General features: G+C 71.9%; 23 protein-coding genes and 1 riboswitch. Of the genes, 15 read left to right on the top strand and 8 right to left on the bottom strand.

The window, feature by feature from the left end:
- The first annotated feature begins 5 nt into the window (after nucleotides 1–5).
- A complete protein-coding gene (locus AB0M76_RS23160; RefSeq protein WP_365954691.1) occupies nucleotides 6–3968 on the top strand; it encodes an FG-GAP-like repeat-containing protein in 3963 nt (1320 codons plus the stop codon).
- A 78-nt stretch (nucleotides 3969–4046) separates the two neighbouring features.
- On the opposite strand, the gene AB0M76_RS23155 is transcribed toward AB0M76_RS23160, so the two are convergent.
- A complete protein-coding gene (locus AB0M76_RS23155; protein ID WP_365954690.1) occupies nucleotides 4047–4772 on the bottom strand; it encodes a GNAT family N-acetyltransferase in 726 nt (241 codons plus the stop codon).
- 497 nt (nucleotides 4773–5269) lie between these two features.
- Here AB0M76_RS23155 and AB0M76_RS23150 point away from each other — a divergent pair, with 497 nt between their 5' ends.
- From AB0M76_RS23150 to AB0M76_RS23140, 3 genes are all read left to right on the top strand, one after another.
- The gene (locus tag AB0M76_RS23150) at nucleotides 5270–5641 is read left to right on the top strand and encodes a hypothetical protein (RefSeq protein ID WP_365954688.1); all 372 of its coding nucleotides are present in this window, start codon (nucleotides 5270–5272) and stop codon (nucleotides 5639–5641) included.
- A gap of 168 nt (nucleotides 5642–5809) precedes the next feature.
- Nucleotides 5810–6610 carry a carbon-nitrogen hydrolase family protein gene (locus AB0M76_RS23145; protein WP_266668990.1) on the top strand — a complete coding sequence of 267 codons (801 nt, stop codon included), beginning with the start codon at nucleotides 5810–5812 and terminating at the stop codon, nucleotides 6608–6610.
- A gap of 51 nt (nucleotides 6611–6661) precedes the next feature.
- The gene (locus tag AB0M76_RS23140; RefSeq protein ID WP_365954687.1) at nucleotides 6662–8359 is read left to right on the top strand and encodes an NAD(P)/FAD-dependent oxidoreductase; all 1698 of its coding nucleotides are present in this window, start codon (nucleotides 6662–6664) and stop codon (nucleotides 8357–8359) included.
- 155 nt (nucleotides 8360–8514) lie between these two features.
- On the opposite strand, the gene AB0M76_RS23135 is transcribed toward AB0M76_RS23140, so the two are convergent.
- The 3 genes from AB0M76_RS23135 to AB0M76_RS23125 all read right to left on the bottom strand — a co-directional run bounded on the left by AB0M76_RS23135 (nucleotide 8515) and on the right by AB0M76_RS23125 (nucleotide 10827).
- On the bottom strand, nucleotides 8515–9156 hold the full coding sequence (locus AB0M76_RS23135) for a DUF5995 family protein (RefSeq protein WP_030298852.1): 642 nt from the start codon (nucleotides 9154–9156) through the stop codon (nucleotides 8515–8517).
- 76 nt (nucleotides 9157–9232) lie between these two features.
- The gene (locus AB0M76_RS23130) at nucleotides 9233–9547 is read right to left on the bottom strand and encodes a hypothetical protein (protein WP_365954859.1); all 315 of its coding nucleotides are present in this window, start codon (nucleotides 9545–9547) and stop codon (nucleotides 9233–9235) included.
- Nucleotides 9548–9612: 65 nt separating this feature from the next.
- Nucleotides 9613–10827, bottom strand: a complete 1215-nt coding sequence (locus tag AB0M76_RS23125) for an MFS transporter (protein WP_365954686.1) — start codon at nucleotides 10825–10827, stop codon at nucleotides 9613–9615.
- Between the two features lie 55 nt (nucleotides 10828–10882).
- Between AB0M76_RS23125 and AB0M76_RS23120 the strand changes: the two genes are divergently transcribed.
- On the top strand, nucleotides 10883–12043 hold the full coding sequence (locus AB0M76_RS23120; protein ID WP_365954685.1) for an ROK family transcriptional regulator: 1161 nt from the start codon (nucleotides 10883–10885) through the stop codon (nucleotides 12041–12043).
- 47 nt (nucleotides 12044–12090) lie between these two features.
- Here AB0M76_RS23120 and AB0M76_RS23115 read toward each other — a convergent pair whose 3' ends face one another.
- The 4 genes from AB0M76_RS23115 to AB0M76_RS23100 all read right to left on the bottom strand — a co-directional run bounded on the left by AB0M76_RS23115 (nucleotide 12091) and on the right by AB0M76_RS23100 (nucleotide 17362).
- The gene (locus tag AB0M76_RS23115) at nucleotides 12091–13080 is read right to left on the bottom strand and encodes a CorA family divalent cation transporter (protein ID WP_365954684.1); all 990 of its coding nucleotides are present in this window, start codon (nucleotides 13078–13080) and stop codon (nucleotides 12091–12093) included.
- A gap of 59 nt (nucleotides 13081–13139) precedes the next feature.
- The gene (locus AB0M76_RS23110; RefSeq protein ID WP_365954682.1) at nucleotides 13140–13952 is read right to left on the bottom strand and encodes an NAD(P)H-binding protein; all 813 of its coding nucleotides are present in this window, start codon (nucleotides 13950–13952) and stop codon (nucleotides 13140–13142) included.
- A gap of 54 nt (nucleotides 13953–14006) precedes the next feature.
- Complete coding sequence (locus tag AB0M76_RS23105; RefSeq protein WP_365954681.1) at nucleotides 14007–14903, bottom strand: RNA polymerase sigma-70 factor; 897 nt, start codon at nucleotides 14901–14903, stop codon at nucleotides 14007–14009.
- A 101-nt stretch (nucleotides 14904–15004) separates the two neighbouring features.
- Nucleotides 15005–17362: a chitinase C-terminal domain-containing protein gene (locus tag AB0M76_RS23100; RefSeq protein WP_365954680.1), complete on the bottom strand. Its 2358-nt coding sequence runs from the start codon at nucleotides 17360–17362 to the stop codon at nucleotides 15005–15007.
- A gap of 279 nt (nucleotides 17363–17641) precedes the next feature.
- Nucleotides 17642–17771, top strand: a riboswitch (FMN riboswitch).
- A 236-nt stretch (nucleotides 17772–18007) separates the two neighbouring features.
- On the opposite strand from AB0M76_RS23100, the gene ribD reads away from it, so the two are divergent.
- The 10 genes from ribD to AB0M76_RS23050 all read left to right on the top strand — a co-directional run bounded on the left by ribD (nucleotide 18008) and on the right by AB0M76_RS23050 (nucleotide 26800).
- Nucleotides 18008–19084 (top strand): bifunctional diaminohydroxyphosphoribosylaminopyrimidine deaminase/5-amino-6-(5-phosphoribosylamino)uracil reductase RibD, encoded by a 1077-nt coding sequence (gene ribD, locus AB0M76_RS23095; RefSeq protein WP_365954842.1) that lies wholly within the window; start codon nucleotides 18008–18010, stop codon nucleotides 19082–19084.
- Nucleotides 19085–19723 carry a riboflavin synthase gene (locus tag AB0M76_RS23090; protein WP_365954679.1) on the top strand — a complete coding sequence of 213 codons (639 nt, stop codon included), beginning with the start codon at nucleotides 19085–19087 and terminating at the stop codon, nucleotides 19721–19723.
- Nucleotides 19720–20373, top strand: a complete 654-nt coding sequence (locus AB0M76_RS23085) for a nicotinamide mononucleotide transporter family protein (RefSeq protein ID WP_266669010.1) — start codon at nucleotides 19720–19722, stop codon at nucleotides 20371–20373. Before AB0M76_RS23090 ends, AB0M76_RS23085 begins: the two co-directional genes overlap by 4 nt.
- The gene (locus AB0M76_RS23080) at nucleotides 20370–21668 is read left to right on the top strand and encodes a bifunctional 3,4-dihydroxy-2-butanone-4-phosphate synthase/GTP cyclohydrolase II (protein WP_365954678.1); all 1299 of its coding nucleotides are present in this window, start codon (nucleotides 20370–20372) and stop codon (nucleotides 21666–21668) included. Before AB0M76_RS23085 ends, AB0M76_RS23080 begins: the two co-directional genes overlap by 4 nt.
- Before the next feature lie 66 nt (nucleotides 21669–21734).
- A complete protein-coding gene (gene ribH / locus AB0M76_RS23075; RefSeq protein ID WP_365954677.1) occupies nucleotides 21735–22220 on the top strand; it encodes a 6,7-dimethyl-8-ribityllumazine synthase in 486 nt (161 codons plus the stop codon).
- Between the two features lie 35 nt (nucleotides 22221–22255).
- Nucleotides 22256–22537: a phosphoribosyl-ATP diphosphatase gene (locus AB0M76_RS23070; protein ID WP_266631220.1), complete on the top strand. Its 282-nt coding sequence runs from the start codon at nucleotides 22256–22258 to the stop codon at nucleotides 22535–22537.
- A gap of 80 nt (nucleotides 22538–22617) precedes the next feature.
- A complete protein-coding gene (gene hisG / locus AB0M76_RS23065) occupies nucleotides 22618–23466 on the top strand; it encodes an ATP phosphoribosyltransferase (RefSeq protein ID WP_365954676.1) in 849 nt (282 codons plus the stop codon).
- Nucleotides 23467–23518: 52 nt separating this feature from the next.
- The gene (locus tag AB0M76_RS23060; RefSeq protein WP_266669018.1) at nucleotides 23519–23983 is read left to right on the top strand and encodes a PH domain-containing protein; all 465 of its coding nucleotides are present in this window, start codon (nucleotides 23519–23521) and stop codon (nucleotides 23981–23983) included.
- Between the two features lie 286 nt (nucleotides 23984–24269).
- Entirely contained in the window at nucleotides 24270–25730 is a 1461-nt protein-coding gene (locus AB0M76_RS23055; RefSeq protein WP_365954675.1) for a hemolysin family protein, read from the top strand.
- Nucleotides 25727–26800, top strand: coding sequence for a hemolysin family protein (locus AB0M76_RS23050; protein ID WP_365954674.1), 1074 nt, complete (start codon nucleotides 25727–25729; stop codon nucleotides 26798–26800). Before AB0M76_RS23055 ends, AB0M76_RS23050 begins: the two co-directional genes overlap by 4 nt.
- The last annotated feature ends 196 nt before the right edge of the window (nucleotides 26801–26996 follow it).

Here is a 26996-nt window from a genome sequence, read left to right as displayed (position 1 = left end):
GTTCCATGAGTGCGGCCGACTTCGCGCTCGCCAAGGCCAAGGAATCGGGCCAGCCCTACGAGCTGACCGCTGCCAGGACGGAGACCTCGGACACCTGGGCGCTCCCGACGGGCAAGTGGTCGGTCAAGCGGTACGGGACGACGGTGCGGGTACGGCGCGCCGGCGGATGGGTGGCGACCGACCCGACGCTGCAGTTCGCGGCGGACGGTACGGTCACCCCCAAGGCGTCGGCCGTGTCGATCGCCTTCTCCGGTGGCGGCACCGGTCCGCTGCTGACCGGGGTCAAGGACGGCCGGACGCTGTCGATGACGTGGCCGAAGGCGTTGCCGAAGCCGACGCTCGCCGCGAACGTGGCGACGTACGCGAACGTGCTGCCGGACGTGGACCTGCAGCTGAAGGCCGATGTCGAGGGTTTCTCGGAGCTCCTGGTCGTCAAGACGCCCGCGGCCGCCCAGCACCCCGACCTGGCCACCCTGAAGTTCAAGCTCGACACCGTGGGCCTGAACGTCACGAGTGACGTGACGACGGGCATGCTGAGCGCGGTCAACCCCGCCGGGCAGAGCGTGTTCACCGCGTCCACCCCCATGATGTGGGACTCCACCACCACCGGGGCCGCCGCCGTTCCCGCGGCCAAGGCCAAGGCCGCGGCCCGGGCGCTCTCCGCGGCCGACGGGACCGAGCCCGCCGCCCCCTCGGACGCCTTCGTGGCGCCGTCCGGGGCCAAGGACGCGAAGATGCCCATCGCCGTCGCGGCCGGCACCCTGGAGATCAAGCCCGACCAGGCGCTGCTGACCGGTGCGGCGACGAAGTACCCGGTCTTCATCGACCCCTCCGTGGCGTGGGGCGAGCGCCAGAACTGGGCCTGGGCGTATCGGAGCTGGCCGAACAACTCGTACTGGAACACCAAGCAGGACGTCCGCGTCGGCTATGAGTCCGAGACGAACGGCCTCTCCCGGTCCTTCTTCCAGCTGGACACGTCCAACATCAAGGGTGCCCAGGTCACCAAGTCGACCTTCCGCGTCAAGGAGACCTGGGCCTGGTCGTGCACGCCCACACCCGTGGAGCTGTGGAGCACCGGGCCCATCTCGCCCGCGACGACCTGGAACAACCAGCCCGGCAGGACCGGCGGCAAGCCGCTCGCCACCGTCTCGGCCGCCAAGGGCCGCTCCGACTGCGGCGCCGGCAACCTCGAGTTCGACGCCACCGCGGCCGCCAGGGAATCCGCCTCCAAGGGCTGGTCCAGCGTGACACTGGGCCTCTACGCGTCCAACGAGGGCGACGAGTACCAGTGGAAGCGGTTCGACCCCAAGACGATCACGCTGGAGACGGAGTACAACAATCCGCCCCGCACGCCCGCCAATCCGGGCACCTCGCCCTGGGTCCCCTGCACCGAAGGCGGGACGATCGGCAACACCACCGTCAGCCTCTACTCGACGGTCTCCGACCCCGACGCCGGGAACCTGAGCGCCGAGTACCAGATCTTCAAGGCCGGCCAGAGCACCCCCGCGCTCACGCAGACGATCCCCGCCAACAACGGCAAGGTCGCCACCTGGAGCGTTCCCGACGCGAGCCTGCCCGACGGCAGCTACACCTGGAAGGTCCGCGCCACCGACCAGGACAACGCCACCTCCGCCTGGTCCCAGACCTGCAAGTTTTCCGTCGACCGCAAGCGGCCGGCGAAGGCCCCGAAGATCACCTCGACCGTCTTCCCCGACGGCAAGGCAGGCTGGCCGTCCGGCACGGGCAAGGCCCGTACCCCCGGCCCGTTCACGATCACCGCCAACGGCGTGAAGGACGTGACCTGGTTCGGTTACTACACCGACTGGGACCCCGAGCTCAAGAGCGCCACGGTGCCGCCGGGCGGTTCCCTCGACGTCAAGCTCACGCCGCCGGGAGCGGGCCCGCACTTCCTCTACGCGCTGAGCCAGGACGCGGCCGGCAACCGGTCCGACACCACGGCCTACCTCTTCTACGCCGCCCGCTCGGCCGCCAGGGACGTCCCCGGCGACCTCAACGGCGACGGCAACCACGACGTCTGGAGCAACGACGTCTTCGGCAATCTCCTGACCTACGCCGGCCAGGGCAACGGCAAGTTCACCGCGGCGACCCGAGCGGGCAAGGACTTCAACGGCGCCGTGGTCGACACCCTCGGCGACTGGAACGACGACGGGTACAACGACCTCGTCGCCCTCCAGAAGCCTGCTTCCGGTGTGAGCCGCAAGCAGCTTTCGGTCTACGCCAACAACGGCCAGGGCACCGCGGTCACCAACCCCATCGGGCTGACAGTGGTCTGCCCCGACACGGTTCCCGACTGCGAGCAGCGCCCCGAGGGCAACGCCAACGACCACTGGTACGACGCCGATCAGGTCATCGCTCCGGGCGACCTCAACGACGACGGCATGCCGGAGATCCTGGTCAAGCAGGGCAAGCAGCTCTGGGCCTACTCGACGAGTGTCTTCGGTGCCATGACCGACCCGGTGCTCGTGGGCAACGGCGACTGGGACAAGTACACCGTCGTCACTCCGGGCGACCTCAACGGCGACAACGTCCCCGACCTCTGGCTCCGCGACAACGCCACCGGTGACGTCCTGCGCAGCTACGGAAAGAAGGGCACCGACGGCCAGAAGGTGGACCTGGCCACCTGGGGCACCCAGACCCGCACCAAGATCGGCAGCGGCGTGACGCAGGCCGCCTTCCCGCAGATCGGCTCGGCAGGAGACCTCTCCGGTGACGGCGTGAGCGACCTGTGGGGCCGCCAGGCCGACAATACGGTGCTCGGCTGGAACGGTGTCGTCGGGGGAGGCACCGTCACCGGCTTCTCCGCCGGCTACCAGATCGACGGCGTGCCCGGCGCGAAGATCCCCGCGGGGACCACCCTGGCCTCCGGCGAGGAATTCGCCTCCGGCAACGCCAAGCTGGTCATGCAGACCGACGGCAACCTCGTCCTGTACACCAAGGACAACAAGCCGGTCTGGTCCACGCACACCAACGGCAAGCCGGGTGCCGTGGCCCGGATGCAGAACGACGGAAACCTCGTCGTCTACGCGGCTGACGGCAAGACCGCCCTGTGGAGCAGCAAGACCAGCACCCCCTACTCGTACGCCGTGCTGCACAGTCGGGGCGTCCTGGTGTTCTACAACGCCTCGGGCCAGAGCCTGTGGACCAGCGGCTCGCAGAGCCGCTCCGACTACAACGGCGACGGCTACACCGACGTACTCACGCGTGACACCAACGGCGAGGTCTGGGTCTACCCCGGAACCGGGGGCACCGGCACCGCCACGCTCGGCGGCCGCTACTACATCGGCAACGGCTCGTGGCGGGACTACTGGGTCAATGTCTACACCGCCGACCTCAACAACGACGGCTACACGGACATCGTCGCGCGCGACCGGAACGGCAACCTGTACCTCTACCCGGGCACCGGGAGGACCGGCACGAACACCGTCGCCGATCCGGTTCTCATCGGCACCGGCTGGATGACGTACAACACGCTGGCGTTCGGTGACGTCAACGGCGACGGCCGCACGGACGTCATCGGCAGGGACGGCAACGGCGACCTGTGGATGTACCCGCACGCCGGAGGTACCGGCACCCAGACGCTCGGCGGCCGCGTCCTGCTTGGCAGCGGCTGGAGGACCTACGGCATCCTCGGGTTCGGTGACGTCAACGGTGACGGCCGCGTGGACGTCATCGGCCGGGACGGCGGGGAGCTCTGGACCTATCCGAACACCGGCGACACGGGCACCCAGACGTTCGGCAGCCGCGTGCTGATCGGTGAAGGCTGGCTGACGTACAACAGCCTGAGCTTCAGCGACCTCAACAGCGACGGACGCACCGACATCGTCGGCCGGGACGCCACCGGCGGTCAGTACGTCTACACCAACAGCAGCAGCGGCGCCACGATCAGCTTCGGCGGCCGCGACTACATCGGTGACGGCTGGAACGGCAACCTCGACGTCGTCCTCTGACGCCGGGCCGGTCCGATGAGGGGTGGAGTCCCGTACGGGACTCCACCTCTCGTCCTCGTCCGGGGCAGCCGGAGCCCGTCAGGCCCCGGTGTCCGGGGTGCGCAGCCCGATGAAGAGCGGCCGGCGCCGCAGTGTGAACCCCATCGACTCGTAGAGCGCGATCGCCCCGGTGTTGTCCGCCGCCGCGTGCAGGAACGGACGCTCGCCGCGCTCCCGGATCCCGGCGGCCACCGCCCGGATCAGCCGGCCCGCGAGCCCCTTGCCCCGGTGGTCCGGGTGCGTGCACACCGCGCTGATCTCCGACCAGCCCGGCGGCCGCATCCGTTCCCCCGCCATCGCGACGAGCCGGCCCTCGTGCCGGATCCCGAGGTACGTGCCCAGCTCGACGGTGCGCGACAGGAACGGCCCCGGCTTCGTCAGGTCGACCAGCTCCCGCATCTCCGGTACGTCGGCGGGCCCCAGCAGGAGCGCTTCGGGCGCGGTCTCGGCCCGTACCGCCCCGCCGTCCAGCTGCACGCCCGGTATCGAGGCCACCGTCGTCCATCCCGCGGGCGGGCTCGGCAGCCCGGTGACCCAGACCGGGGCCCCGGGCCCGGCCAGCGCGGCCAGATCGGCCCAGGCCCGCGGGTCGTCCGGGTCCGCGAGCGCGGCGAACGGCGAGGCCTCGACGAGGTACCGGGCCGCGAGGCCACCGGGCCCGGTCTCGGCGAAGGCACGGCTCGGGCCGGTCAGCGCGGCCCAGACCGGATTGTCGAGTACGTCGAATGCACGGACGGGCGTGGCCGTGTCGGTGTCGGACGACATGGGGTGGCGAGCTCCTTCCCTCGGCAGCGGCCGCAGGCCCGTGCACCACGTGCTTGACGGCCCCGCGCACCGCCACGAGACTGCTGGTGACGACGGTCACCCCAGTCAGCGTCCGTCGCAGGCGGGTTTATGCCCCAAGGGCGGGACGGAGCCGGTGGAGATGGCCAGGACGGCGGTCGCGGGGGTACGGATCCTGCGCCGCTGGTGGCTGACCCGGCGCCTGCACATCGACCTCCTGCGCGTGTGCAGCGCATTCCGCCCGGGCATCTGACACCCGGCCCTCCCGTACGCCGCGCACGGCCTCCCCGCCGCCGCGGGCCCGGTTCCACGGACCGCCCGCCGCGCACACCGACGACGCGCACACCGCCGCCGCACCGGGTGCGCCGCCCGCGCCCGGGCCCACGCCGCGTACGCGTCCCCGCACGGCCCCCTGTGACCCGGCGCGCGCCCCGCCGCCGGGACGTCCGCCACGCCTTCGTGCCTGCCCCAGGAGAGTCATGCTCCACACGGTCCTGCCCCGTACCGGTCCGGCCCCCGTCCTGCGCGGCCGCATCGGCGCCGGCTTCTCGCCGGTGCCGCACCGCTACCGCCTCTACCTGTCCGCCGGCTGTCCCCGCTCCGTGCGCGTCTCGGCCGCCCTCGCCCGGCTGGGCCTGGAGGGCTCCGTGGCCACCACCGTGCTCGGCCCGCCCGCCGCGTACACCGCGCTGCGCCGGGCCTACGAGGCCGCCGGACACTACGACGGCACGCTCGCCGTCCCCGCCCTGTGCGACACCTGGAGCGGTCGCATCGTCGGCAACGACACGGACGATATCCTCGATGACCTGCGGCGACTGCGCGCCCACCCGGCCTTCCGCAGCGTCACGTAACCCCCGGCAACGGGGAACCACGGGACCCCTGCGCAACGAATCTCCGCCCCCGCCGCAAAACGCGCAACGAATCGATGCGCGGAGCGCAACAGTCATGGCTTGTCGGCGTCGAACGGGTGAACGTACCTTCAATAGGACCCCCACCCCTCCTGCCACAGAGGTACGCCCATGCCCCCGCTGCGCACCGCCCTCCTCCAGAGCTCCGGACGGCTCGGCGACACCGCCGAGAACCTCAAGGCGCTCGACGAGGCCGTGGAGCGCGCCGCACAGGCGGGTGCCGGACTCCTCGTGACCTCGGAGATGTTCCTGACCGGCTACGCGCTGGAGGTCCAGGAGGTCGCCGCCCTCGCCGAGGCGGCCGACGGCATGTCGGCCCGCGCCATCGGCGAGATCGCCCGCCGCCACGGGGTCGCCGTCCTGTACGGCTACCCGGAGCGCGAGGGCGACACCGTGTACAACGCGGCCCAGCTCGTCGGCCCGGACGGGGTCCGGCTGGCGAACTACCGCAAGACCCACCTGTTCGGCTGCTTCGAACAGGACGCCTTCACGCCCGGCGACACCCCCGTCGTCCAGGCGGAGCTGAACGGCCTCCGCATCGGCATCATGATCTGCTACGACGTGGAGTTCCCGGAGAACGTCCGGTCCCACGCACTGGCCGGCACCGACCTCCTCCTGGTGCCGACCGCGCAGATGCACCCGTTCCAGTTCGTCGCCGAACAGCTGGTGCCGGTAAGGGCCTTCGAGAACCAGATGTACATCGCGTACGTCAACCGCACCGGTCCGGAAGGCGAGTTCGAGTTCGTCGGACTCAGCTGCCTGGCGAGCCCCGACGGGGTCACCCGGACCCGGGCCGGCCGCGGCGAGGAGCTGGTGATCGGCGAGGCCGACCCCGAGCTGCTGGCCGCCTCGCGCGAGAACAACCCGTACCTGCGCGACCGCCGCCCCGGGCTCTACGCCTCCCTCGTCTGAGTCCCGCCAGCGCCCTCCCCCCTGCCCCACCCCCGCAAGGAGCCGTACCCCATGACGTCCACGGTGCCCACCACCGCCGTCCCGCACAGCGACGGACAGCCGCCGATCACCATGTTCGGCCCGGACTTCCCGTACGCGTACGACGACTTCCTGGCCCACCCGGCGGGCCTGGGCCAGATACCGGCGACGGAGCACGGCACCGAGGTCGCGGTCATCGGCGGTGGCCTGTCCGGCATCATCTCCGCGTACGAGCTGATGAAGATGGGCCTCAAGCCCGTCGTCTACGAGGCCGACCAGATCGGCGGCCGGCTGCGCACCGTCGGCTTCGAGGGCGCCGGCACCGAGGGGCTGACCGCGGAGATGGGCGCCATGCGCTTCCCGCCGTCCTCCACCGCGCTCCAGCACTACATCGACCTCGTCGGCCTGGTCACCGAGCCCTTCCCGAACCCGCTCGCCGAGGCCACCCCCTCGACGGTCGTGGACCTCAAGGGCGAGACCCACTACGCCGAGACGATCGCCGACCTCCCGCAGATCTACCGCGACGTGTCCGCCGCGTGGAACGCCTGCCTCGACGAGGGCGCCGACTTCTCCGACATGAACACCGCGATGCGCGAGCGGGACGTCCCGCGCATCCGCGAGATCTGGGCCAAGCTCGTCGAGAAGCTCGACGACGAGACCTTCTACGGCTTCCTCTGCAAGTCCGAGGCCTTCAAGTCCTTCCGCAAGCGCGAGATCTTCGGCCAGGTCGGCTTCGGCACGGGCGGCTGGGACACCGACTTCCCGAACTCCATCCTGGAGATCCTCCGCGTCGTCTACACCGAGGCGGACGACCACCACCGCGGCATCGTCGGCGGCTCGCAGCAGCTGCCGGTGCGCCTGTGGGAGCGCGAGCCCGAGAAGATCCTCCACTGGGCCCAGGGCACCTCGCTGTCCTCCCTGCACGAGGGCACCCCGCGCCCGGCGGTGACCCGCCTGCACCGCACGGCCGGCAACCGCATCACGGTGACCGACGCCGACGGCGACATCCGTACGTACCGCGCCGCGATCTTCACGGCCCAGTCCTGGATGCTGCTGTCGAAGATCGCGTGCGACGACACGCTCTTCCCGATCGACCACTGGACGGCGATCGAGCGCACCCACTACATGGAATCGTCCAAGCTCTTCATCCCCGTCGACCGGCCGTTCTGGCTGGACAAGGACGAGGAGACCGGCCGCGACGTCATGTCGATGACCCTCACGGACCGCATGACCCGCGGTACGTACCTCCTGGACAACGGCCCGGACGCGCCGGCCGTCATCTGCCTCTCGTACACCTGGTGCGACGACAGCCTGAAGTGGCTGCCGCTGTCCGCGAACGAGCGGATGGAGGTCATGCTGAAGTCCCTCGGCGAGATCTACCCCAAGGTCGACATCCGCCGCCACATCATCGGCAACCCGGTGACCGTGTCGTGGGAGAACGAGCCCTACTTCATGGGCGCGTTCAAGGCCAACCTGCCGGGCCACTACCGCTACCAGCGGCGCCTGTTCACCCACTTCATGCAGGACCGCCTCCCCGAGGACAAGCGCGGCATCTTCCTCGCGGGCGATGACATCTCCTGGACGGCGGGCTGGGCCGAGGGCGCGGTCCAGACGGCGCTGAACGCGGTCTGGGGCGTCATGCACCACCTCGGCGGCTCCACGGACACCACCAACCCCGGCCCGGGCGACGTCTACGACGAGATCGCCCCGGTCGAACTCCCGGAGGACTGACCCACCCGGCCCCTCCGGCCCCGTGACCACGGGCCGCCCCCGCGCACGCAGCGCGGCGGCGGCCCGTTTTCATGCCCACGGCGCAGCGCAGTGCGGCGTACGCGTGCTCAGGGCGCCGGGGCTTCAGGACGTCGGGGCTTCAGGGCGCCGGGGCTTCAGGACGTCGGGGTGAGGAGGCAGCGGCCGACCAGGCCGACGCCTGCGTCCAGCGAGTCCGTGAACTCCTCCGCCAGATCGGGGGAGCGGCGCAGGGTCCACAACAGGCGGGCCGCCGACCAGGCGGCGCCCCGGGCCCGGTCCAGGCTCCACGAGCCGAGCAGGTGCGTCAGCGGGTCGGCGACCTCCAGCAGGTCCGGGCCCGGCATCAGGTCCTCCCGGATGTGCTCCTCCAGGGAGACCAGGGTGTCGCCGACGCGGTCGAAGTCCGCCTCCAGGGCCCGCGGTTCGCAGTCCAGCGCCCGGCAGGTGGCCACCACCGCCAGCGCGAGGTCGTGCCCGATGTGCGCGTTGATCCCGGCCAGCGCGTGCTGCAGCGGGCGGATCCCGGGGTGGCGGCGGTACTGCAGCAGCGGCCGCCAGCACGCCGGGGCCCGGTCGGCCTCCACCGCCGTCAGGTACCGCTCCGCGAACCGTACGCTGAGCGCCTCCGCCCGCCGCGGCGCCGGGAACTCCCCGTGGGAGATGCGCGCGTGCAGCGTCTCCGTCACCGTCAGGTACACCCGGTTGAAGACGGCGACACCGTCCTGCGCGGGGAGCCGCTCGTCCAGGGCGCGCATCCGCGCGAGCACCGCTTCCATGGGAGGCAGGTTCCCAGCCGGCGGCGCGGATCCGGGGAACTTGGCCGTGTGCTTCCCCGGTTCGGGCGAACCCGGCTCAGGAACGCGTGTCCCGCGCGGCCGGTTCCCCGCCTGCACCGCCCTCGCCCGCGTCGCCTGCATCTCCCGCGTCGTACGCCGAGGTGCCCGAGTCGAGCAGCGGCTGCTGCGTCTTCAGGTGCGCGGGCGCGAAGTACCGCAGCGTGTGGTATCCGGTGATCACCACGATCGTGCCGAGCGCGATACACGCGACGTGCTGGGCCCCGAGCCCGGCGGTACGCGGCCACGACAGCCGCTCGTCCGGCCGCACCACCGCGCCGGGGGCGGGGGTCCGCCCGTCTCCGTGCAGGGTCCAGCGCACGCCGAGGCCCATGTTCCACCACTTCCGTCGAACCGATCGATCAAGCATCCGGGCCGCAGAGCAGCGCCTGCGCAATATTACGGGCGGATACCTGCTGGTTCGTCCCGGTCTGCGGATGCGGAGCCCGCGGCCAACGGCTTCTGCCGCAGTACGGCGGCACCCGCGACCAGCGCGAACGCGAGCAGGGTGACCAGCCCGAAGGACACCACGAGCGAGGTCGCGTCCGCCACCGCACCGATCGCCGACGGCGCGATCAGCCCCGAGGTGTACGTGATCGTCGCGACGCCCGCGATGGCCTGCGCCGGAGCCGGCCCGCTGCGCGCGGCCGCCGCGAACGCCAGCGGGACCACCACTGCGATGCCGAGTCCGATCAGGGCGAAGCCCGCCAGGGCCGCGCCCGGGTGGCGGACCGTCACCACGAGCAGCCCGCCCGCGGTGGCCAGTACCCCGCCCGCCCGGACCGTGCGCACCGGCCCGAACCGGTCCACCACCCGGTCCCCGGCGAGCCGGGCGACGGCCATGGTGAGCGCGAACGCGGTGGTGGAGGCGGCTGCGAGACCGGCGTCCGTGTCCAGGACGTCCCGCAGGTAGACCGCGGACCAGTCCAGGCTCGCGCCCTCCGCGAAGACCGCGCAGAACCCGATCGCGCCGATCAGCAGCGCCGACCGCGGGGGCAGCGCGAAGTGCGGCGGCGCCTCCGCATCCGCGGCGCTGCGCAGATCCAGCACCCCCCCTGCAGCGACCAGCCCGGCCGCGGTCAGGGCGAGTGCGGCGACGAGGTGGTGCAGCCGGGCGTCCGCCCCGGCGTGGGCGGCGACCGCGCCCGCCGCCGAGCCGAGCAGCGCGCCCACGCTCCACATGCCGTGCAGCGAGGACATGATCGAGCGGCCGAGCCGGTTCTCGGTCTCCACGCCCAGCGCGTTCATCGCCACGTCCGACATCCCGGAGGTGGCGCCGTAGACGAAGAGGGCGCAGCACAGCGTGGGCAGGTTCGGCGCGAGGCTCGGCAGGATCAGGGACAGGGTCCACAGCGCCAGCAACCCGCGCAGCGCGGCGCGGGCCCCGAAGCGGTGGTTGATCCGGCCGGCCAGCGGCATCGCGAGCGCCGCGCCCAGGGCGGGGAAGGCCAGGGCGAGGCCCAGGGTGCCCGCGCTGAGCTGTGCATGGTCCTGGATCCAGGGGATGCGGGTGGCGAAGGAGCCGGTGACGGCCCCGTGGGCGCAGAAGACGGCGGCGATGGCGAAGCGGGCACGGCGCAGGCGCGCCGGGCCGAGGTCTGTTTCCCCTGTCATGGCATTAAACTATCAGGGAACCTGCCTGATAGTTTAATGCGTGGAGCTACCTAGGATGGGCGCCGTGACTCCTGCCGAAGCCCTGGCCCCCGCCGCTCCGTCGCCCGCGTCGCCGAGCACGGCCCGGGCCATCAACGACCGTCTCGCCCTGCGACTCCTCCAGGAGGAAGGGCCGCTGACCGCCACTCAGCTCAAGACGATGACCGGCCTCTCCCGCCCCTCGGTCGCCGATCTCGTCGAGCGGCTGACCGGGGCCGGGCTGATCGAGGTCGTCGGGGAGTCGGGCGAACAGCGCCGCGGCCCCAATGCCCGGGTGTACGGGATCGTCGCCCGCCGCGCGTACCTGGCGGCCCTGGACGTACGCACGGACAGCGCGACCGCGGTGGTAGCGGACCTGCTCGGCCGCCCGCTCGCCCAGGCCGAGCTCCCGGTGGACGCGGTCGACGAGGCCGTGGACCTGCTCGAGGCGCTCGCGCGGGAGGCCGGCGCGGACCGGCTGCACACCGTGGTGGTCGGCGCCCCGGGCCTGGTGGCCCCGTCCGACGGGGTGCTGCGCAGCACCGTCGGCCTGCCGTCCTGGCACCAGGACTTGGTGGCGGCCCTGCGGCGGCGGCTGCCGGCCACGGTGGTCGTGGAGAACGAGACCAACCTTGCGGCCCTCGCCGAACAGCGGGTCGGCGCCGCGCAGGACCTGGACTCCTTCGTGCTGCTGTGGCTCGGCGCGGGCGTCGGCGCGGCGGTGGTCCTGGACGGGCGGCTGCGGCGGGGCGCGTCGGGCGGGGCAGGAGAGATCGGCTTCCTGCCGGTGCCGGGCACGGGCCGGCTGCCCTCCGCCGCGGACTGCGAGGGCGGGTTCCATGCGCTGGCCGGCCGGGGGGCGGTGGCCGCGCTCGCGGCGGAGCACGGCTGGGACGGGCCGGTGCAGGAGGCGGTGGCGGGCGCCGCGGGCGAGGCCTTCCTCGAGGCCCTGGCGGAACGGCTCGCCCTGGGCGCGGCGGCCGTCGCGGCGGTCCTGGACCCGGGGTGCCTGGTCCTGGCGGGCGAACTCGGCCACGCGGGCGGCGCCGGCCTGGCGGCCGCGGTCGGCCGCAGGCTGACCATGCTGACGCCGGTGCCGATGGAGGTCCGCGCCACTGCCCTCGGCGATCCGGCGGTCCTCACGGGAGCGCGCCTGGCCGCCCGCGAAGCTGCGCAGGCGGACCTCTTCGCCCCCTGAGCCCCTGACCGCACCGGGCAGCGCCGGCCCGGACCGGCCCGGACGGCTTACTCGTCGTCGATGGCTTCGTCGTCGCGGAGCCTGCGCCAGATGCGGGTGCGGTGCAGTACGTACAGCGCGCCGGCCAGGAAGACCACCTGGAGGCCCACGGCGAGCACCCAGAAGATGGCCCTGCTTTCCAGCTCGTCCGCCAGGTAGGCGAAGTTCATGCCGAAGAACCCGGTCACGAAGGTCAGCGGCAGGAAGATCGTCGAAACGATCGCCAGTCGGTTGATCACGCCGTTCTGCTCGCCCGACACAAGGGAGGAGTAGGTTCCGAAGCCCCGCCGGGCGGCCTCCTGGAGCGCCTCGATCTCCGTGAGCACCAGCCTTGACGTGCGCTGGTACTCACGGGCGATCCGTTGGCGCTCCTGCGGGAAATTGCGGTTCAGTACCCGGCGCGTGATCAACTCCTCCGCCGCCTGGTGGTAGGGGAGGAGCGAGTGGTGCAGCAGCGCCGCGGTCCGGCGCAGCCGCGCCAGGCGGTACAGCTGCTCGGGATCCCGCTGCCGGAACATCTCGTCCTCCAGGTCCTCCACCTCCAGAAGGGCCTGGACGGCGGAGCGCCGGTAGGACTCCAGGGCCTCGCCCAGCAGCAGGAACATCGTGGCCACGGCGTCGGGGGGCCTTTCGTGCGGGAAGCGGGCGATGCACCTCTCCACCAGCCCGGCCGGTCCCCGGTGCACCGTCACGAGGTACCGCTCGGTGGCCACGACGTGGAGGTGGATGACCTGGCCCGCCTCGATCGCAGGGACGACGAACGTGGCGCTGTCACCGAGGAACTCGGCGCGGGGGGTTTCCCTCTCCCCGCCGAGCCACTGCAGGTCGTCGGCCTCCAGGCCGAGCAGGCGGGCGACCGGCTGCTCACCGGGCGGTGCCTCCTCGGGCAGCTCCGCGTCCACGAACAGGAAACGGGATTCCGCGAGGCGCTCACGGGCCTCGGACACCGGGGTGCGCCGCGAGATGCCCTCCGGCATGGACACCACCGAAACGATCATCGCCCCTCACCGTGGATCATGCCGTGGGACATCTATGGCGGTAACTCACACATTGTCTCTTATCGTCTCCGGGTGAGGGCACCGGAGACTCCGCGTGACCGCCTCATCCCCCGGCCTCCGCCGCCTTCGCGGGCCCGGGCCGTCAGGAATTCGGCGAACGTGCCCTTGCCGACGGCGTGGGACGGGGTCAGATTGCCGCCGCGGCAGAAGGCCGCGTACGCCTTCCCCGCCAGGGGCAGCGGGAACACCTTGCGCCGCCGCCCCGTCGCCGCCAGGTACGACCGGCCCAGCTCCAGCAGCGTGTGGATCTCCGGACCGCCCATGTCCGTGACCCGGCCCGCCGGGGTGGGGACGGCGAGTTCCGCCATCCGGTCGGCGACCTCCTCCACGGCGACCGGCTGCACCCTGACCCCCTTCGGCAGCGGCAGCGGCACCAGGGGGACCTTCGCCAGCGCGTCCACCGCCATCGCCACCAGGTCGTGGAACTGGGTGGTCCGCAGGATCGTCACGCCCAGCCCGGACGCCTCCAGCATCCGCTCGACCTTGTACTTCACCTTGTAGTAGCCGAACGGGACCACATCCACCCCGACGATCGAGATGTAGACGATGTTCGTGACCGTCCCGGCCCGCCGGGCCGCCTCGATCAGGTGCCCGGCGGCCACGTCGTCGCCGCCCCGCGGGGTGCTCGCGCAGTGCACGACCACCTCCGCGCCCGCCATCGCCGCGTCCAGCCCGCTGCCGTCCCGCAGGTCGACCGGGTGGTCCTTCGCGCGCCGGCTCAGGACCCGTACGTCGTGGCCCGCCGCCCGCAGCCGGGTGACGACCAGCGCGCCGAGGTTTCCGGTGCCTCCGGTGACGAGGATCGTGCTCATGGTGTCCGTTTCCTTCCCTGAAGGGTGCGTTCACCAGCCGAGACCGGACAGCCCTCAGGAATGTGACAGCTGCCGCCGAAGGAATTCCAGCTTCTCCGGATTCACCACGCTCCGCACCCCGCGGACCAGCCCGTCCTCGATCTCCACCTGCAGGACCGTCCCGCCCACGATCAGCGCGGGCTCCCCGTTGACCTCCGCGAACGAGATCGGCAGGCCGGCCGCGTACTTGCGCAGCGCGCCCACCAGGAAGCGCGCCACCTTGTCCGGACCCAGGATCGGCCGCCGGGCGGCGCCCACGATCCCGCCGCCGTCCGCCACGTACTGCACGTCGGCGGTCAGCATGCCCTCCAGCCGGGCCAGGTCGCCGTCGTGCGCCGCGGTCAGGAAGGCCTCCACCAGGCTCTGCCACTGCGACGGATCCGGCTGGAAGCGGGGGCGTGGCCCGGCCGCACGGCCCGCGGCCACTCGGCCCGCGGCCCGCCGGTAGAGCTGCCGGCAGTTGGCCTCGGTCAGGTCCAGGAGCCCCGCGATCTCCCGGTGGCCGTACGCGAACGCCTCGCGCAGCACGTACACCGCCCGCTCCACCGGCGTCAGCTGCTCCAGCAGCAACAGCAGGGCCATGGAGACGCTGTCCCGCTGCTCCGCCGACTCCAGCGGGCCGAGCACCCCGTCCCCGGTGAGGACCGGCTCCGGGAGCCAGGGGCCGACGTACTCCTCGCGCCGGGCCCGCGCCGAGGTGAGGCGGTTCAGGCACAGGCGGGTGACGGCCTTGGCGAGCCAGGCCCCGGGGTGCTCGATGTCCCCGCGGTCGGCGGAGCTCCAGCGCAGCCAGGCGTCCTGGACGGTGTCCTCGGCCTCGGCGGCGGAGCCGAGCATGCGGTAGGCGATACCGAACATCCGGGGCCGGTGCTCCTCGAAGTCCGCGCCGGGCGCGGCGTCCTGTGTGATCACCGCAGCAGCCTACGAGGGGGCCGCGGCGCACGTGCGAGGACCCGGTGGCCGCCGGGCCACCGGGTCCTCACGTTCGTTCACCTACGGGCACCGGCGCGGGGTCAGCAGGCGCCCTGGTCCTTCCAGACGCCCCACTCACCGGTGGTGCCGGGCTCCTCGTTCTGCGTCCACCACTGCGCCTTCCAGTTGTGGCCCTTGTGCGAGACGACGGTCCCGCCGTTGTAGACCGTGCCCGCGACGTACGCCGGGCTCGTGCAGGTCCCGCCCGGCGGCGTGGTCGGGGGCGTGGTCGGCGGCGTCGTCGGGGGAGTGGTCGGCGGGGTGGTCGGCGGCTGGGTGGTGCCCGGCTCCGTCACCGTCGTGCCGCGTGCCAGGTCGCCGGCGAGGGCGTAGGTGGTGCCGGAGATGTTCACCGTCCAGTTGGAGGGCGTGGACACCGGCAGGTAATAGTTGAACGCGAGGTCCACCGAGGCGCCGGGAGCCAGCGTCTGCCACGCCGGGAGCTTCAGTGAGACCCGCTGAAAGTCGCCCTTCAGGCCGCCGACGTTGGTGCCGCTGTGGCCGGTGCTGATCACCGTGGTGCCGAAGCCGGACTGGTCCGAGGCGTTGGCCGGGGCCGAGGTCCCGTAGTCGAACTGGAACTCGGTGCCGCCGGGCAGCGTGGTCTTCGTGTTGTTGGTGATCTTCAGCTTGGGGGTGATCGGGTAGTTGGAGTCGCCCAGCTTGAACTCGGTGAACTCCGTCTTGATGTCCACGGCCTGGGCCGGCAGCGCGCTGCCCGCCGTCTTCGCGCCGTACGGCGCGGCCGCCTTGAACTTGTCGTACATCAGGGAGGTGAGCGTGTCGCCCATCTCGTACTGACCCTTGGCGGAGTTGTACGCGTAGTCGCCCGCCAGCTCCCAGACCATCGTGCCGCCGATGCCCTTGTTCACCACGTAGTCGGCCTTGGCTGCGACGGACTGCTCGTCCTCCGTCGACAGGAAGACCTTCTTCTGGGCGTTCCACAGCCACGGCGCCACCAGGGTGGAGTCGTACTTGCGGGCGTAGGTGCCGGTCAGCGTGGTGTTCGCCGGGAAGCCGTACTTGGTGACGTAGTCGCCGACGACCCCCTTCTCCAGGTTCTTGGCGTGCCACATCGGGTTGGAGCCCGCCGGGGACTCGACCCCGTTGGTGTCCAGGTCGTGCCACAGGTTGTCGATGCCGACCGCGCCGTCACCGCACTTGGTCAGACCCGCGCCGGCCGGGCAGGTGGTCGCCGGAGCCTTGCCCCACAGGCCGTCCGTGCCGCCCTGCACGTTCTTGAAGCCGCGGGTGTAGTACGGCAGGCCCATGTTGATGCGGCCCGCCGGCATCGAGCCGCGGAAGTAGTGGTAGGCCCAGTCGGAGTTCAGGTAGCCGATGCCGCCGTACTGGGACGTGGAGTAGACGCCGGCGGCGGCCAGTTCGCCGTCCTTGCCGTCGTCGAAGAGCGAGGCGTTCGGGCCGACGTACTCGTTCCAGGCGCCGTGCAGGTCGTAGGACATGATGTTGACGTAGTCCAGGTACTTCTGCATCTGGAACGTCTCCATGCCCCGCAGCAGGTAGCCGGAGGAGGGGGCGGCGACGGAGAGCAGGTAGTGCTTGCCGTCGGCGGCGCCCGCGCGGTCGAGCCTCTCGCGCAGCGACTTCATCAGCGCGGCGTAGCCCTGGACGAGCCCGGCCCGGCGGGCGTTGGAGAGCTGCCAGTCCAGCGGGTTGCCCGCGTCCTTCATGGTGGTCGGGTACTCGTAGTCGATGTCGACGCCGTTGAACCCGTACTTCCGGACGAACTCGACCGAGGAGTCCGCGAACGTGTCGATGCCGGCCTGGTTGACCGAGCCGTCGGCGTTGGTGGCCATCGAGTAGAAGCCGCCGGAGGCGACGCGGTTGCCGTCGTCGCCGAAGTAGCCGCCGGTCTCGGCCCAGCCGCCGACCGAGATCAGCGTCTTCACGTTCGGGTACTGCTTCTTGAATTTGTTCAGCAGGTTGAAGTGGCCCTTGTACGGCAGGGCCGGGTCCATCTCGGCGCCCCCGACACCCGGCCAGGTCATCCCGATGGCGGCGTTGTTCGCGTTGTCCGCGCCGACCGAGATCCTGTTGCCGGCGCCCACGTGGGCGAAGGCGTAATTCAGATGGGTGACCTTGGACCACGGGACGTTGTTGGCGAGGTAGGCGGGGGTGCCGTCCTTGCCGGTACGCCACCCGGTGAAATAACCGATGACGCGGCGCTGGTGGTCGGCGCCCATCTTCTCGCGGCCTTCGGAGTCGTAGACCGAGCAGTACGGGACGTCGACACCGGCCGTCTTGTAGAGCCCGTCCGGGCGACAGCCCTCGTTGTCGGCGGCGTGTGAGACGCCGGTCGAGAGCCCGCCCACCAGCAGTCCGGCGATTGCGGCGCCGGATGCCAGGAGCATCGCTCTCGTACGTGTGGGGGACGGCATGGTGCCTCCTGGGGAGGGGAGGATGGCAGGACACGAAAGGGCACAACAGGCGGAAAAGTGGTGCGTGTTGGCCCGTGACGTGCGCACATCTGACGGGCTGTCTCCCGGGGAGGATGAAGGGAACGTTAAGAGGACTAGACCACCTCGTCAATAGGTCTGTACCAATCGCAGGCGTACTTGACAGACTCCCGCGGAACACCCTCTCTGTGACCCAGGCCACAGCCCCTCTCTCGCATGGCCTCGGATCACCCGTGGCAAACTGGCAGCAGTACCAGTAAGCAGCGCACTCCGGGGTCGGTGTAATTCCGAACCGGCGGTATAGTCCGCGACCCGTCCGCAGCCAGCGGCCGGTTGACCAGGTGAAATTCCTGGACCGACGGTGAAAGTCCGGATGGGAGGCAGTGCGCGGCGGGCCAGTCACCGGTACGCCGCCGTCGGCGGTTCATCGGCGTATCCCCTGCGGATGCGTCCGGGCGGACCGTTTTTTCGGCCTCGGCGTCCCTGTGTGTGCTGAACCGCTTCATCTGTCGTATCCCGACAGGCCCCGGAGTCCGTGCCCGATCGAGGCAGGAGGACCCGGTGGCGAACCACGCCGCGAACGCACCGCACGACGTCGTCGGCGCTGCCGATGCCGACGCGCAGGCCATGCGCCGCGCCATCGAGCTCGCCGCCCGCGGCCTCGGCTCCACCAGCCCCAACCCGGTCGTCGGCTGCGTCATCACGGACGCCGCGGGCACCGTCGTCGGCGAGGGCTGGCACGAGCGGGCCGGCGGCCCGCACGCCGAGGTCCACGCCCTGCACGCGGCAGGCGAAGCTGCCCGCGGCGCCGCCGCCTACGTCACCCTCGAACCCTGCAACCACACCGGTCGTACGGGGCCCTGCGCCCAGGCGCTCGTCGAGGCCGGCGTCACCCGCGTGGTCTACGCCGTCGCAGACCCGAACCCGCAGGCCAGCGGCGGTTCCGACACGCTGCGCGCCGCCGGGATCAAGGCTGAGGGCGGGCTCCTGGAGGCCGAGGCCGCGGCCGGCAACGCCGCCTGGCTCACCTCCGTACGCCTCGGCCGCCCGCACGTGACCTGGAAGTACGCGGCCACCCTCGACGGCCGCAGCGCCGCCGCGGACGGCAGCAGTCGCTGGATCACCGGCCCGGAGTCCCGCGCCGACGTCCACCGGCTGCGCGCCGAGGCCGACGCCGTCCTCGTGGGCGGCGGCACCCTGCGCGAGGACGACCCGCACCTGGCCGTACGCGGCATCGCGGGAGCCACCCAGCCGCTGCGCGTCGCCCTCGACACCCGCGCCGGCCTGCCGGCGACCGCCCGCATCCTCGACGACGCCGCACCCACGCTGCTCGTCACCGGCGAGGACGCCGACACCCGGCACCTGCCGGGCGTCGAGCTGCTCCGGCTGCCCCTGCACGGCGGCCGCATCGCCGTCCACGACCTGCTCGCCCGGCTGTACGCCCGCGGCGTGCGCTCCGTCCTCCTCGAAGGCGGCCCCACCCTGGCCGGAGCCTTCCTGGAGGCCGGAGCCGTCGACCGCGTCATCGGCTACCTCGCCCCGGCCCTCCTCGGCTCCGGCCCCGCCGCCCTCGCCGACGCCGGCATCACGAACATCGCCCACGCGGTACGCCTCGACATCACCGAGGCCGTCCGCGTCGGCACCGATCTCCGCATCACCGCAGTACCCGAAGCCGCCCCCACCACCGCCCCCAAGGAGCACTGAGTGTTCACCGGAATCGTCGAAGAACTGGGCGAGGTCACCGCCGTCGAGCAGCTCGCCGAGGCGTCCCGCTTCCGCCTGCGCGGCCCCGTCGTCACCGACGGCGCCAAGCACGGCGACTCCATCGCCGTCAACGGCGTCTGCCTGACCGTCGTGGAGACCGCCGACGGCGAGTTCACCGCCGACGTCATGCAGGAGACCCTGAACCGCTCCAGCCTCGGCGCCCTAGAGAAGGGCTCCCGGGTCAACCTGGAGCGCCCGATGGCCCTCGGCGGACGGCTCGGCGGACACCTGGTCCAGGGGCACGTGGACGGCACCGGCGAGATCCTCTCCCGGACGCCCTCCGAGCACTGGGAGATCGTCAAGGTCGCGCTCCCCGCGCACCTGTCCCGGTACGTCGTCGAGAAGGGCTCCATCACCGTCGACGGCGTCAGCCTCACCGTGGTCGAAGCCGCCGCCGACTACTTCACCATCAGCCTCATCCCCACCACCCTCGCGCTGACCACGCTCGGCATCAAGCAGCCCGGCGACCCGGTCAACCTCGAGGTCGACGTCCTCGCGAAGTACGTCGAACGCCTGCTGGCCGCCGGTGTGAACCCCCTGACCGCGACCTCCGACGAAGACAAGGAGGCCGACCGGTGAGCGCCCTGACCTGGCTCAACGCGGAGGCCTTCACGGTCTTCGGCCAGAAGGTCATCTGGTCCGACATGATCGGCAACCTGATGGGCCTGGCCGCCCTCGCCCTCGGCTGGCGCCGCTCCATATGGACCTGGCCCGCCCAGCTCCTGTCCGGCCTGATCCTCATAGCCGCCTACGCCTCCGCCCATCTCGCCGGCGGCGTCGGCAAGCAGCTCCTCGTCATCGGCGTGGCCGCATGGGGCTGGCGCGCCTGGCAGCTCGGCAGGAAGCAGGCCCAGGACGGCACCCTCGCCGTGCGCACCGCGACCTGGACCGAGCGCGGACTGCTCCTCGCCGGGGCGGCCCTGGGCACCCTCGCCGTCGGCGGCCTGTTCACGCTCTTCCCGGACCTGTCCTGGAGCCCGTGGGCCGACGCCTACATCTTCGTCGGCACGATCGTCGCGATGGTCGCCCAGGCCCGCGGCCTGGTCGAGTTCTGGTTCGCCTGGCTCCTCGTCGACCTGGTCGGCGTCCCGCTCGCCTTCACCAACGGACTGGCCTTCTCCGGCCTCGTCTACGTCGTCTACTTCGCGCTCGTCCTCTGGGGCGCCCACGACTGGTACCAGCGTTCGCGCACCACCCCCGCCCCGGCCCTGGAAGGAGCAACGGCATGACCTCCCTCAAGCCCGTGCCCGACATCGACGCCGTCCTCGAAGCCGTCTTCCGGCTCGACCCCGTCGAGCAGGCCATCCGCGACATCGCGGCCGGACGCCCGGTCGTCGTCGTCGACGACGAGGACCGCGAGAACGAGGGCGACCTCGTCATCGCCGCGGAGAAGGCCACCCCCGAGATCGTCGCCTTCATGATGAGCGAGTGCCGCGGCCTGATCTGCGCCCCCATGGAAGGCCCCGAGCTGGAGCGGCTCGAGCTGCCCCAGATGGTCCAGAACAACACCGAGTCGATGAAGACCGCCTTCACCGTCTCGGTCGACGCCAGTGCTGCCCACGGCGTCACCACCGGCATCTCGGCCGCCGACCGCTCCACCACCCTGCGGATGCTCGCCGACGGCGTCTGCGGGCCCACCGACTTCGTGCGCCCCGGCCACGTCTTCCCGCTGCGCGCCAAGCCCGGCGGCGTCCTGGTCCGCAACGGCCACACCGAGGCCGCCGTCGACCTCGCCCGCCTCGCGGGCCTGCGCCCCGTCGGCGCGATCGTGGAGATCGCCGGCGAGGACGGCGTCATGCTGCGCCTGCCCGAGCTGATCCCGTTCGCCCGCAAGCACGGCCTGACGATCATCTCCATCGAGGACCTGATCGCCTACCGCCGCTCCGCCGAGCCGACCGTGCGCCGCGAGGCCGAGGTCACCCTGCCGACCGCCCACGGCGACTTCACGGCGTACGGCTACCGCTCCACCGTCGACGGCGTCGAGCACGTCGCCCTCGTCCACGGCGAGATCGGCGACGGCGAGGACGTCGTGGTCCGGGTCCACTCCGAGTGCCTGACCGGCGACATCTTCCACTCGCTGCGCTGCGACTGCGGCCCCCAGCTGCACGCCTCCATGGCCCGTATCAAGGAGGCGGGCCGCGGCGTGGTCGTCTACCTGCGCGGCCACGAGGGCCGCGGCATCGGACTGGTGTCCAAGCTGCGCGCGTACGAGCTCCAGGAGCGCGGCCGCGACACCCTGGACGCCAACCTGGAGCTCGGCCTGCCGGCCGACGCCCGCGACTACGCCGCCGGCGCGCAGATCCTCGCCGACCTCGGCGTCCAGAGCGTCCGGCTGCTGACCAACAACCCCGACAAGTCCGCCGCCCTCGTACGGCACGGCATCGCGGTCAACGACCGGGTGGCCATGCCCACGGAGGCCGGGGAGCACAATCTGCGGTACCTGCGCACGAAGCGCGACCGGATGGGCCACGACCTGCCCTGGCTGGACCGGGCCGTGACCACCTCCACCTGCGGCAACCAGTAAGCACGTACGAACCACCACCAGCACACACCACGAACCACGAACCACGAAGAACCGAGGAGCACAGCTGTGAGCGGCAAGGGCGCACCCGAACTGAGTGTCAGGAACTGCGGAGACCTCCGGGTCGCCGTCATCGCGGCCCAGTGGCACGAGAAGGTCATGGACGGCCTCGTCGACGGCGCCCTGCGCGCCCTGCACGAGCTGGGCATCGACGAGCCCACCGTGCTCCGCGTCCCCGGCAGCTTCGAGCTCCCGGTCGTGGCGAAGGTACTCGCCGGTCGCGGTTACGATGCCATCGTCGCCCTCGGAGTCGTCATCCGCGGCGGCACCCCGCACTTCGACTACGTCTGCCAGGGCGTCACCCAAGGCCTGGTACAGGTGTCGATCGACACCGGAGTCCCCATCGGCTTCGGCGTTCTGACGTGCGACGACGACGCGCAGGCGCTGGACCGCGCCGGGCTCGAGGGGTCGAACGAGGACAAGGGACACGAAGCGGTCATCGCCGCCGTCTCGACTGCTGCGACCCTGCGGTCCGTCAGCGAACCCTGGCGCTGAGTGGCGGCGGGGGAACCCGTATTCTGAGGACCATCATGGCGAACACACCCTCCAAGAGTTTCGAAGAGCTCTTCACCGAGCTTCAGCTCAAGGCCGCCAACGGCGACCCCAGCACCTCCCGGACCGCCGAGCTCGTCGGCAAGGGCGTCCATGCCATTGGCAAGAAGATCGTCGAGGAGGCCGCCGAGGTCTGGATGGCCGCCGAGCACGAGGGCAAGGAAGCCGCCGCCGAGGAGATCTCCCAGCTGCTGTACCACGTCCAGGTGATGATGGTCGCGCGCGGGATCTCCCTCGACGACGTCTACGCGCACCTCTAGGCCGGAGCCCGTCCCGCGGGTCGTCCCCCGCCCGCCGCTCACCCCACACCGTTCGCACTCCACGCACTGAAGGAAGCCCCATGCTGCGCATCGCCGTCCCCAACAAGGGTTCACTCTCCGGAGCGGCGTCGGCGATGCTCCATGAGGCCGGCTACCGCCAGCGCAAGGAGTCCAAGGAGCTCGTGGTCCTCGACCCCGAGAACGGTGTGGAGTTCTTCTACCTGCGCCCCAAGGACATCGCGATCTACGTCGCCTCGGGCAAGCTCGACATCGGCATCACCGGCCGTGACCTGCTGCTCGACTCCGGCGCCAGCGCCGAGGAGATCCTCCCGCTGAACTTCGGCCGCTCCACCTTCCGCTACGCCACCAAGCCCGGCACCGCGAAGGGCCCCGAGGACTTCACCGGGATGACGATCGCCACCTCGTACGAGGGAATCGTCGCCAAGCACCTCGCCGAGCAGGGCATCGACGCCTCCGTCGTGCACCTCGACGGCGCGGTCGAGACCGCCATCCAGCTCGGCGTCGCCCAGATCATCGCGGACGTCGTCGAGACCGGCACCAGCCTGCGCAACGCCGGCCTCGAGGTCATCGGCGAGCCGATCCTCACCTCCGAGGCCGTGGTCATCCGCGGCAACGGCGCCGACGCCGACAACGCGCAGGCCCAGCAGTTCCTGCGCCGCCTCCAGGGCGTCCTGGTGGCCCGCAGCTACGTGATGATGGACTACGACTGCCGCGCCGAGCACCTCGAGCGCGCCGTCGCCCTCACCCCGGGCCTGGAGTCGCCGACCATCTCCCCGCTGCACAACGAGGGATGGGTCGCCGTCCGCGCGATGGTCCCGGCCAAGGAGGCGCAGCGGATCATGGACGACCTGTACGAGCTCGGTGCGCGTGCGATCCTCACCACCTCGATCCACGCCTGCCGCCTCTGACCCGTACGTCCTTCCGATCCGTACGCCCCCTGCAGAAGGCATCACCAGCATCATGGCCGAGTCCGCCGCCCAGCCCGCACTGCCCGCCCTGCCGGTCACCTTCCGGCCGACCCGCACCCGGGCCGTCCTGCTGGGCGTCGGGCTCGCCATGTTCGCCACCATCACGGCGATCGCCCTCCTGCTGGAGAACCTCGGGCCGGGGGAGCGGATGAGCTTCATCTTCACCGCCGTCCTGCTGACCTCCGTACTCGTCCTGCTCAGCCGCCCCAAGGTGGTCGCGGACGAGGCGGGCGTCACCGTCGTCAACCTGACCAGCACCCGCCGCCTGGAGTGGGCGCAGATCCTGCGCGTGAACCTCCGCCCGGGCGACCCGTGGGTGTTCCTGGACCTCAGCGACGGCACGAGCCTGCCCGCCCTCGGCATCCAGCCAGGAGTGGCCAAGCAGCAGGCGATCGGTGACGCCCGCGCCCTGCGCGCGCTCGCCGAGGCCCGGGGAACCGGGCCGCACGAACACTGAGCCGCCGTCGCGCGGACCTGGAACGGATGTCGAACATCCATCGAACGGCCCCTGAACGGGCCTTGAGCGCCTCCCGTACGAAGCACCGGAGCCGCAGCCGACCGCTGCGTCCCATTGCGGCGGCGATCTCAGTGACTACCCTGGTGGCGGGGCGCACCTGTGCGCCCTCCCACCGGCCCCGGGACCCCGAGGTCCGGGGGCACCTGCGACTTGAGGAGTGACTCCCTCCAGCAATGGACGGATCGTCCGGTAGTACCCGCGCCGCCCTCCCCACGGAGGCGGCGGCATGACCATCCCGCTACTCCAGCTCGTGGCGGCATTCGCCCTGATCCTCGCCAACGGCTTCTTCGTGGCGGCCGAGTTCGGCCTCGTCACCGTGGAACGGCCCGAGGCCGAACGCGCCGCAGCCGACGGCGACCGCCGTGCCCGCACGGTGGTCGAGGCCCTGCGGGAGCTGTCCTTCCAGCTCTCCGGCACCCAGCTCGGCATCACCATCACCTCCCTCGTGGTCGGCATGCTCGCCGAACCGGCCCTCGCCGGACTGCTGACCGGGCCGCTCGCGGCCACCGGCCTGCCCGCGGGAGCCGTCTCCGGCGTCGCCGTCTTCATAGGCATGCTGCTCGCCTCCGCCGTCCAGATGGTCGTCGGCGAGCTCGTCCCGAAGAACTGGGCGGTCTCCCGGCCGCTGCAGGTGGCCCGGGTCGTCGCCGGCCCGCAGCAGGTCTTCTCGCGCGCCTTCCGGCCGGTCATCGCCGGCCTCAACGCCGTCGCCAACCGCCTCGTGCGGGCGCTCGGCGTGGAACCGGCCGAGGAGATGGCCTCCGCCCGCACCCCCGGCGAGCTGGTCTCCCTGGTCCGCCATTCGGCCCAGGCCGGCGCCCTGGAACAGGACACCGCCGACCTCTTCGTACGGACCCTCTCGCTGGGCGAGCTCACGGCCCAGCACGTCATGACCCCCCGGGTGAAGGTCAGCGCCCTCCAGCACACGGCCACCGCGGCCGACGTGCTCAACCTGACCCGCGCCACCGGGCTGTCCCGGTTCCCGGTCTACCGGGAGCGCATCGACGAGGTCACCGGTGTCGTCCACCTCAAGGACGCCCTCGCCGTGCCCGAGTCCGAGCGCGCCCGCACCACCGTGAGCCGGATCTGCGTCGCCCCGCTGCTGGTGCCCGGCTCGCTGCCGGTGCAGCCGCTGCTGGAGCGGCTGCGCAGCGAGCAGCCGATGGCCGTGGTCGTCGACGAGTACGGCGGCACCGCCGGGGTCGTCACCCTGGAGGACATCGTGGAGGAGCTCGTCGGCGAGGTCCGCGACGAGCACGACCTCGCCGAGGACGAAGGTCCCGAACTGGCCGCCGTGCCCGCCGAGGACGGCCGCCCCTCCTGGGAGGCCGACGGCAGCTGCCGCGTGCAGACCCTGCGCCGGATAGGCCTGGAGGTGCCCGAAGGCCCGTACGAGACCGTCGCCGGTCTCGTCGCCGACCTGCTCGGCCGGATCCCCGCCCCCGGGGACCGCGCCGAACTGCCCGGCTGGAGGCTGTCCGTCCGCCAGGTCGGCCGCAACCGCGCCGAACGCGTCCGGCTGGTCCGGCTGGGTACCGTCCCCGCCGCCCACGGGACCGGCCACGAGGCTGCCCGCGCCACCGTCCGGATCGACGCGGACGACTCCGTACGCACCGGGCCCGGCCGGCAGGCCTCCCCGGACGCGCGGTCGCCGCAGCCGGCCCAGCTGGAAGGCGCCGGCCGATGAACGCCCTCCAACTGCTCTTCGCCCTGCTCCTGGTCCTGGCCAATGGTTTCTTCGTCGGCGCCGAGTTCGCGCTCGTCTCCGTACGGCGCAGCCAGATCGAGCCGCTGGCCAAGGAGTCCAAGCGGGCCCGCCAGGTGCTGTACGGCCTGGAGAACCTGCCGCGGATGATGGCGGCGGCCCAGTTCGGCATCACCGTCTGCTCCCTGACCCTCGGTGCGGTCGCCGAGCCGACGATGGCCCGCCTGCTGGAGCCGCTCTTCCACGCGGCGCACATCCCGCAGGGCATGATCCACCCGCTCGGCTACGCGGTGGCGCTCGCCGCCGTCGTCTTCCTGCACCTGGTGATCGGCGAGATGGTGCCCAAGAACCTCGCCATGGCCGCGCCCGAGAAGACCGCCCTCTGGTTCAGCCCGGGCCTGGTGGCCTTCGCCCGGCTGTGCGGCCCCGTCACCAGCGCGCTGGGCTCCTGCGCGCACCTGGTGCTCCGCCTCTTCAAGGTGGAGCCCAAGGACGAGGTCGAGGCCGTCTACACCAGCGCCCAGCTCGGCCGGCTCGTCGAGGACTCCCGGCAGGCCGGGCTCCTGGAGCCGGGCGAGCAGGAGCGCCTGGAGGACGCCCTGGAACTGGGCAGCCGCCCGGTCACCGACGTCCTGCTCTCCCGGGAGCGGCTCGTCACGGTCGGCCCCTCGGCGACCCCGCGGCAGATCGAGCAGCTGACGGTCCGCACCGGGTACTCCCGCTTCCCCGTCCGCTCCGAGAACGGCGCCTTCATGGGCTACCTGCACGTCAAGGACGTGCTCGACCTCGAGGACCGGGAGCGGGCCGTGCCCCAGCGGGTCTGGCGCCGCATGCCCACGCTGTCCGCCACCCTCCCGCTGGACGACGCGCTCAGCGTCATGCGCCGGGACGCCACCCATCTGGCCCAGGTCGCCGACCCGGCCGGGCGGGTGCTCGGCCTGGTCGCCCTGGAGGACGTACTGGAGATGCTCGTGGGCGAGGTACGCGACCCCGCGCACCGCATCCCGGCCCGCCGGGCCGGCCCGCCGGCAACCAGCCCCGCCGGCGTGTGAGCCGTGGGGGTGCCGGGGCTCCGGCCCCGGCACCCCCGCTACAGCGGCGGCGGCTCCGGGCGGTCGCGGGGGGGGGGGGGCCGGGCCCCCCCGGCCCCCCCCCCCGCCGCCCCGGCGCGGGGGGGGCGCGGGGGCGGCCGGGGGGGGGGGGGGGGGGCGGCGGGGGAGCCCCGCACGCGCCGGTGCGGCGGAGCGG

The organism is Streptomyces sp. NPDC051364 (assembly GCF_040682115.1).
Lineage (GTDB): Bacteria > Actinomycetota > Actinomycetes > Streptomycetales > Streptomycetaceae > Streptomyces.
The sequence above is the reverse complement of the archived record's forward strand: the minus strand, read 5'-3'. Positions and strand labels throughout refer to the sequence as shown.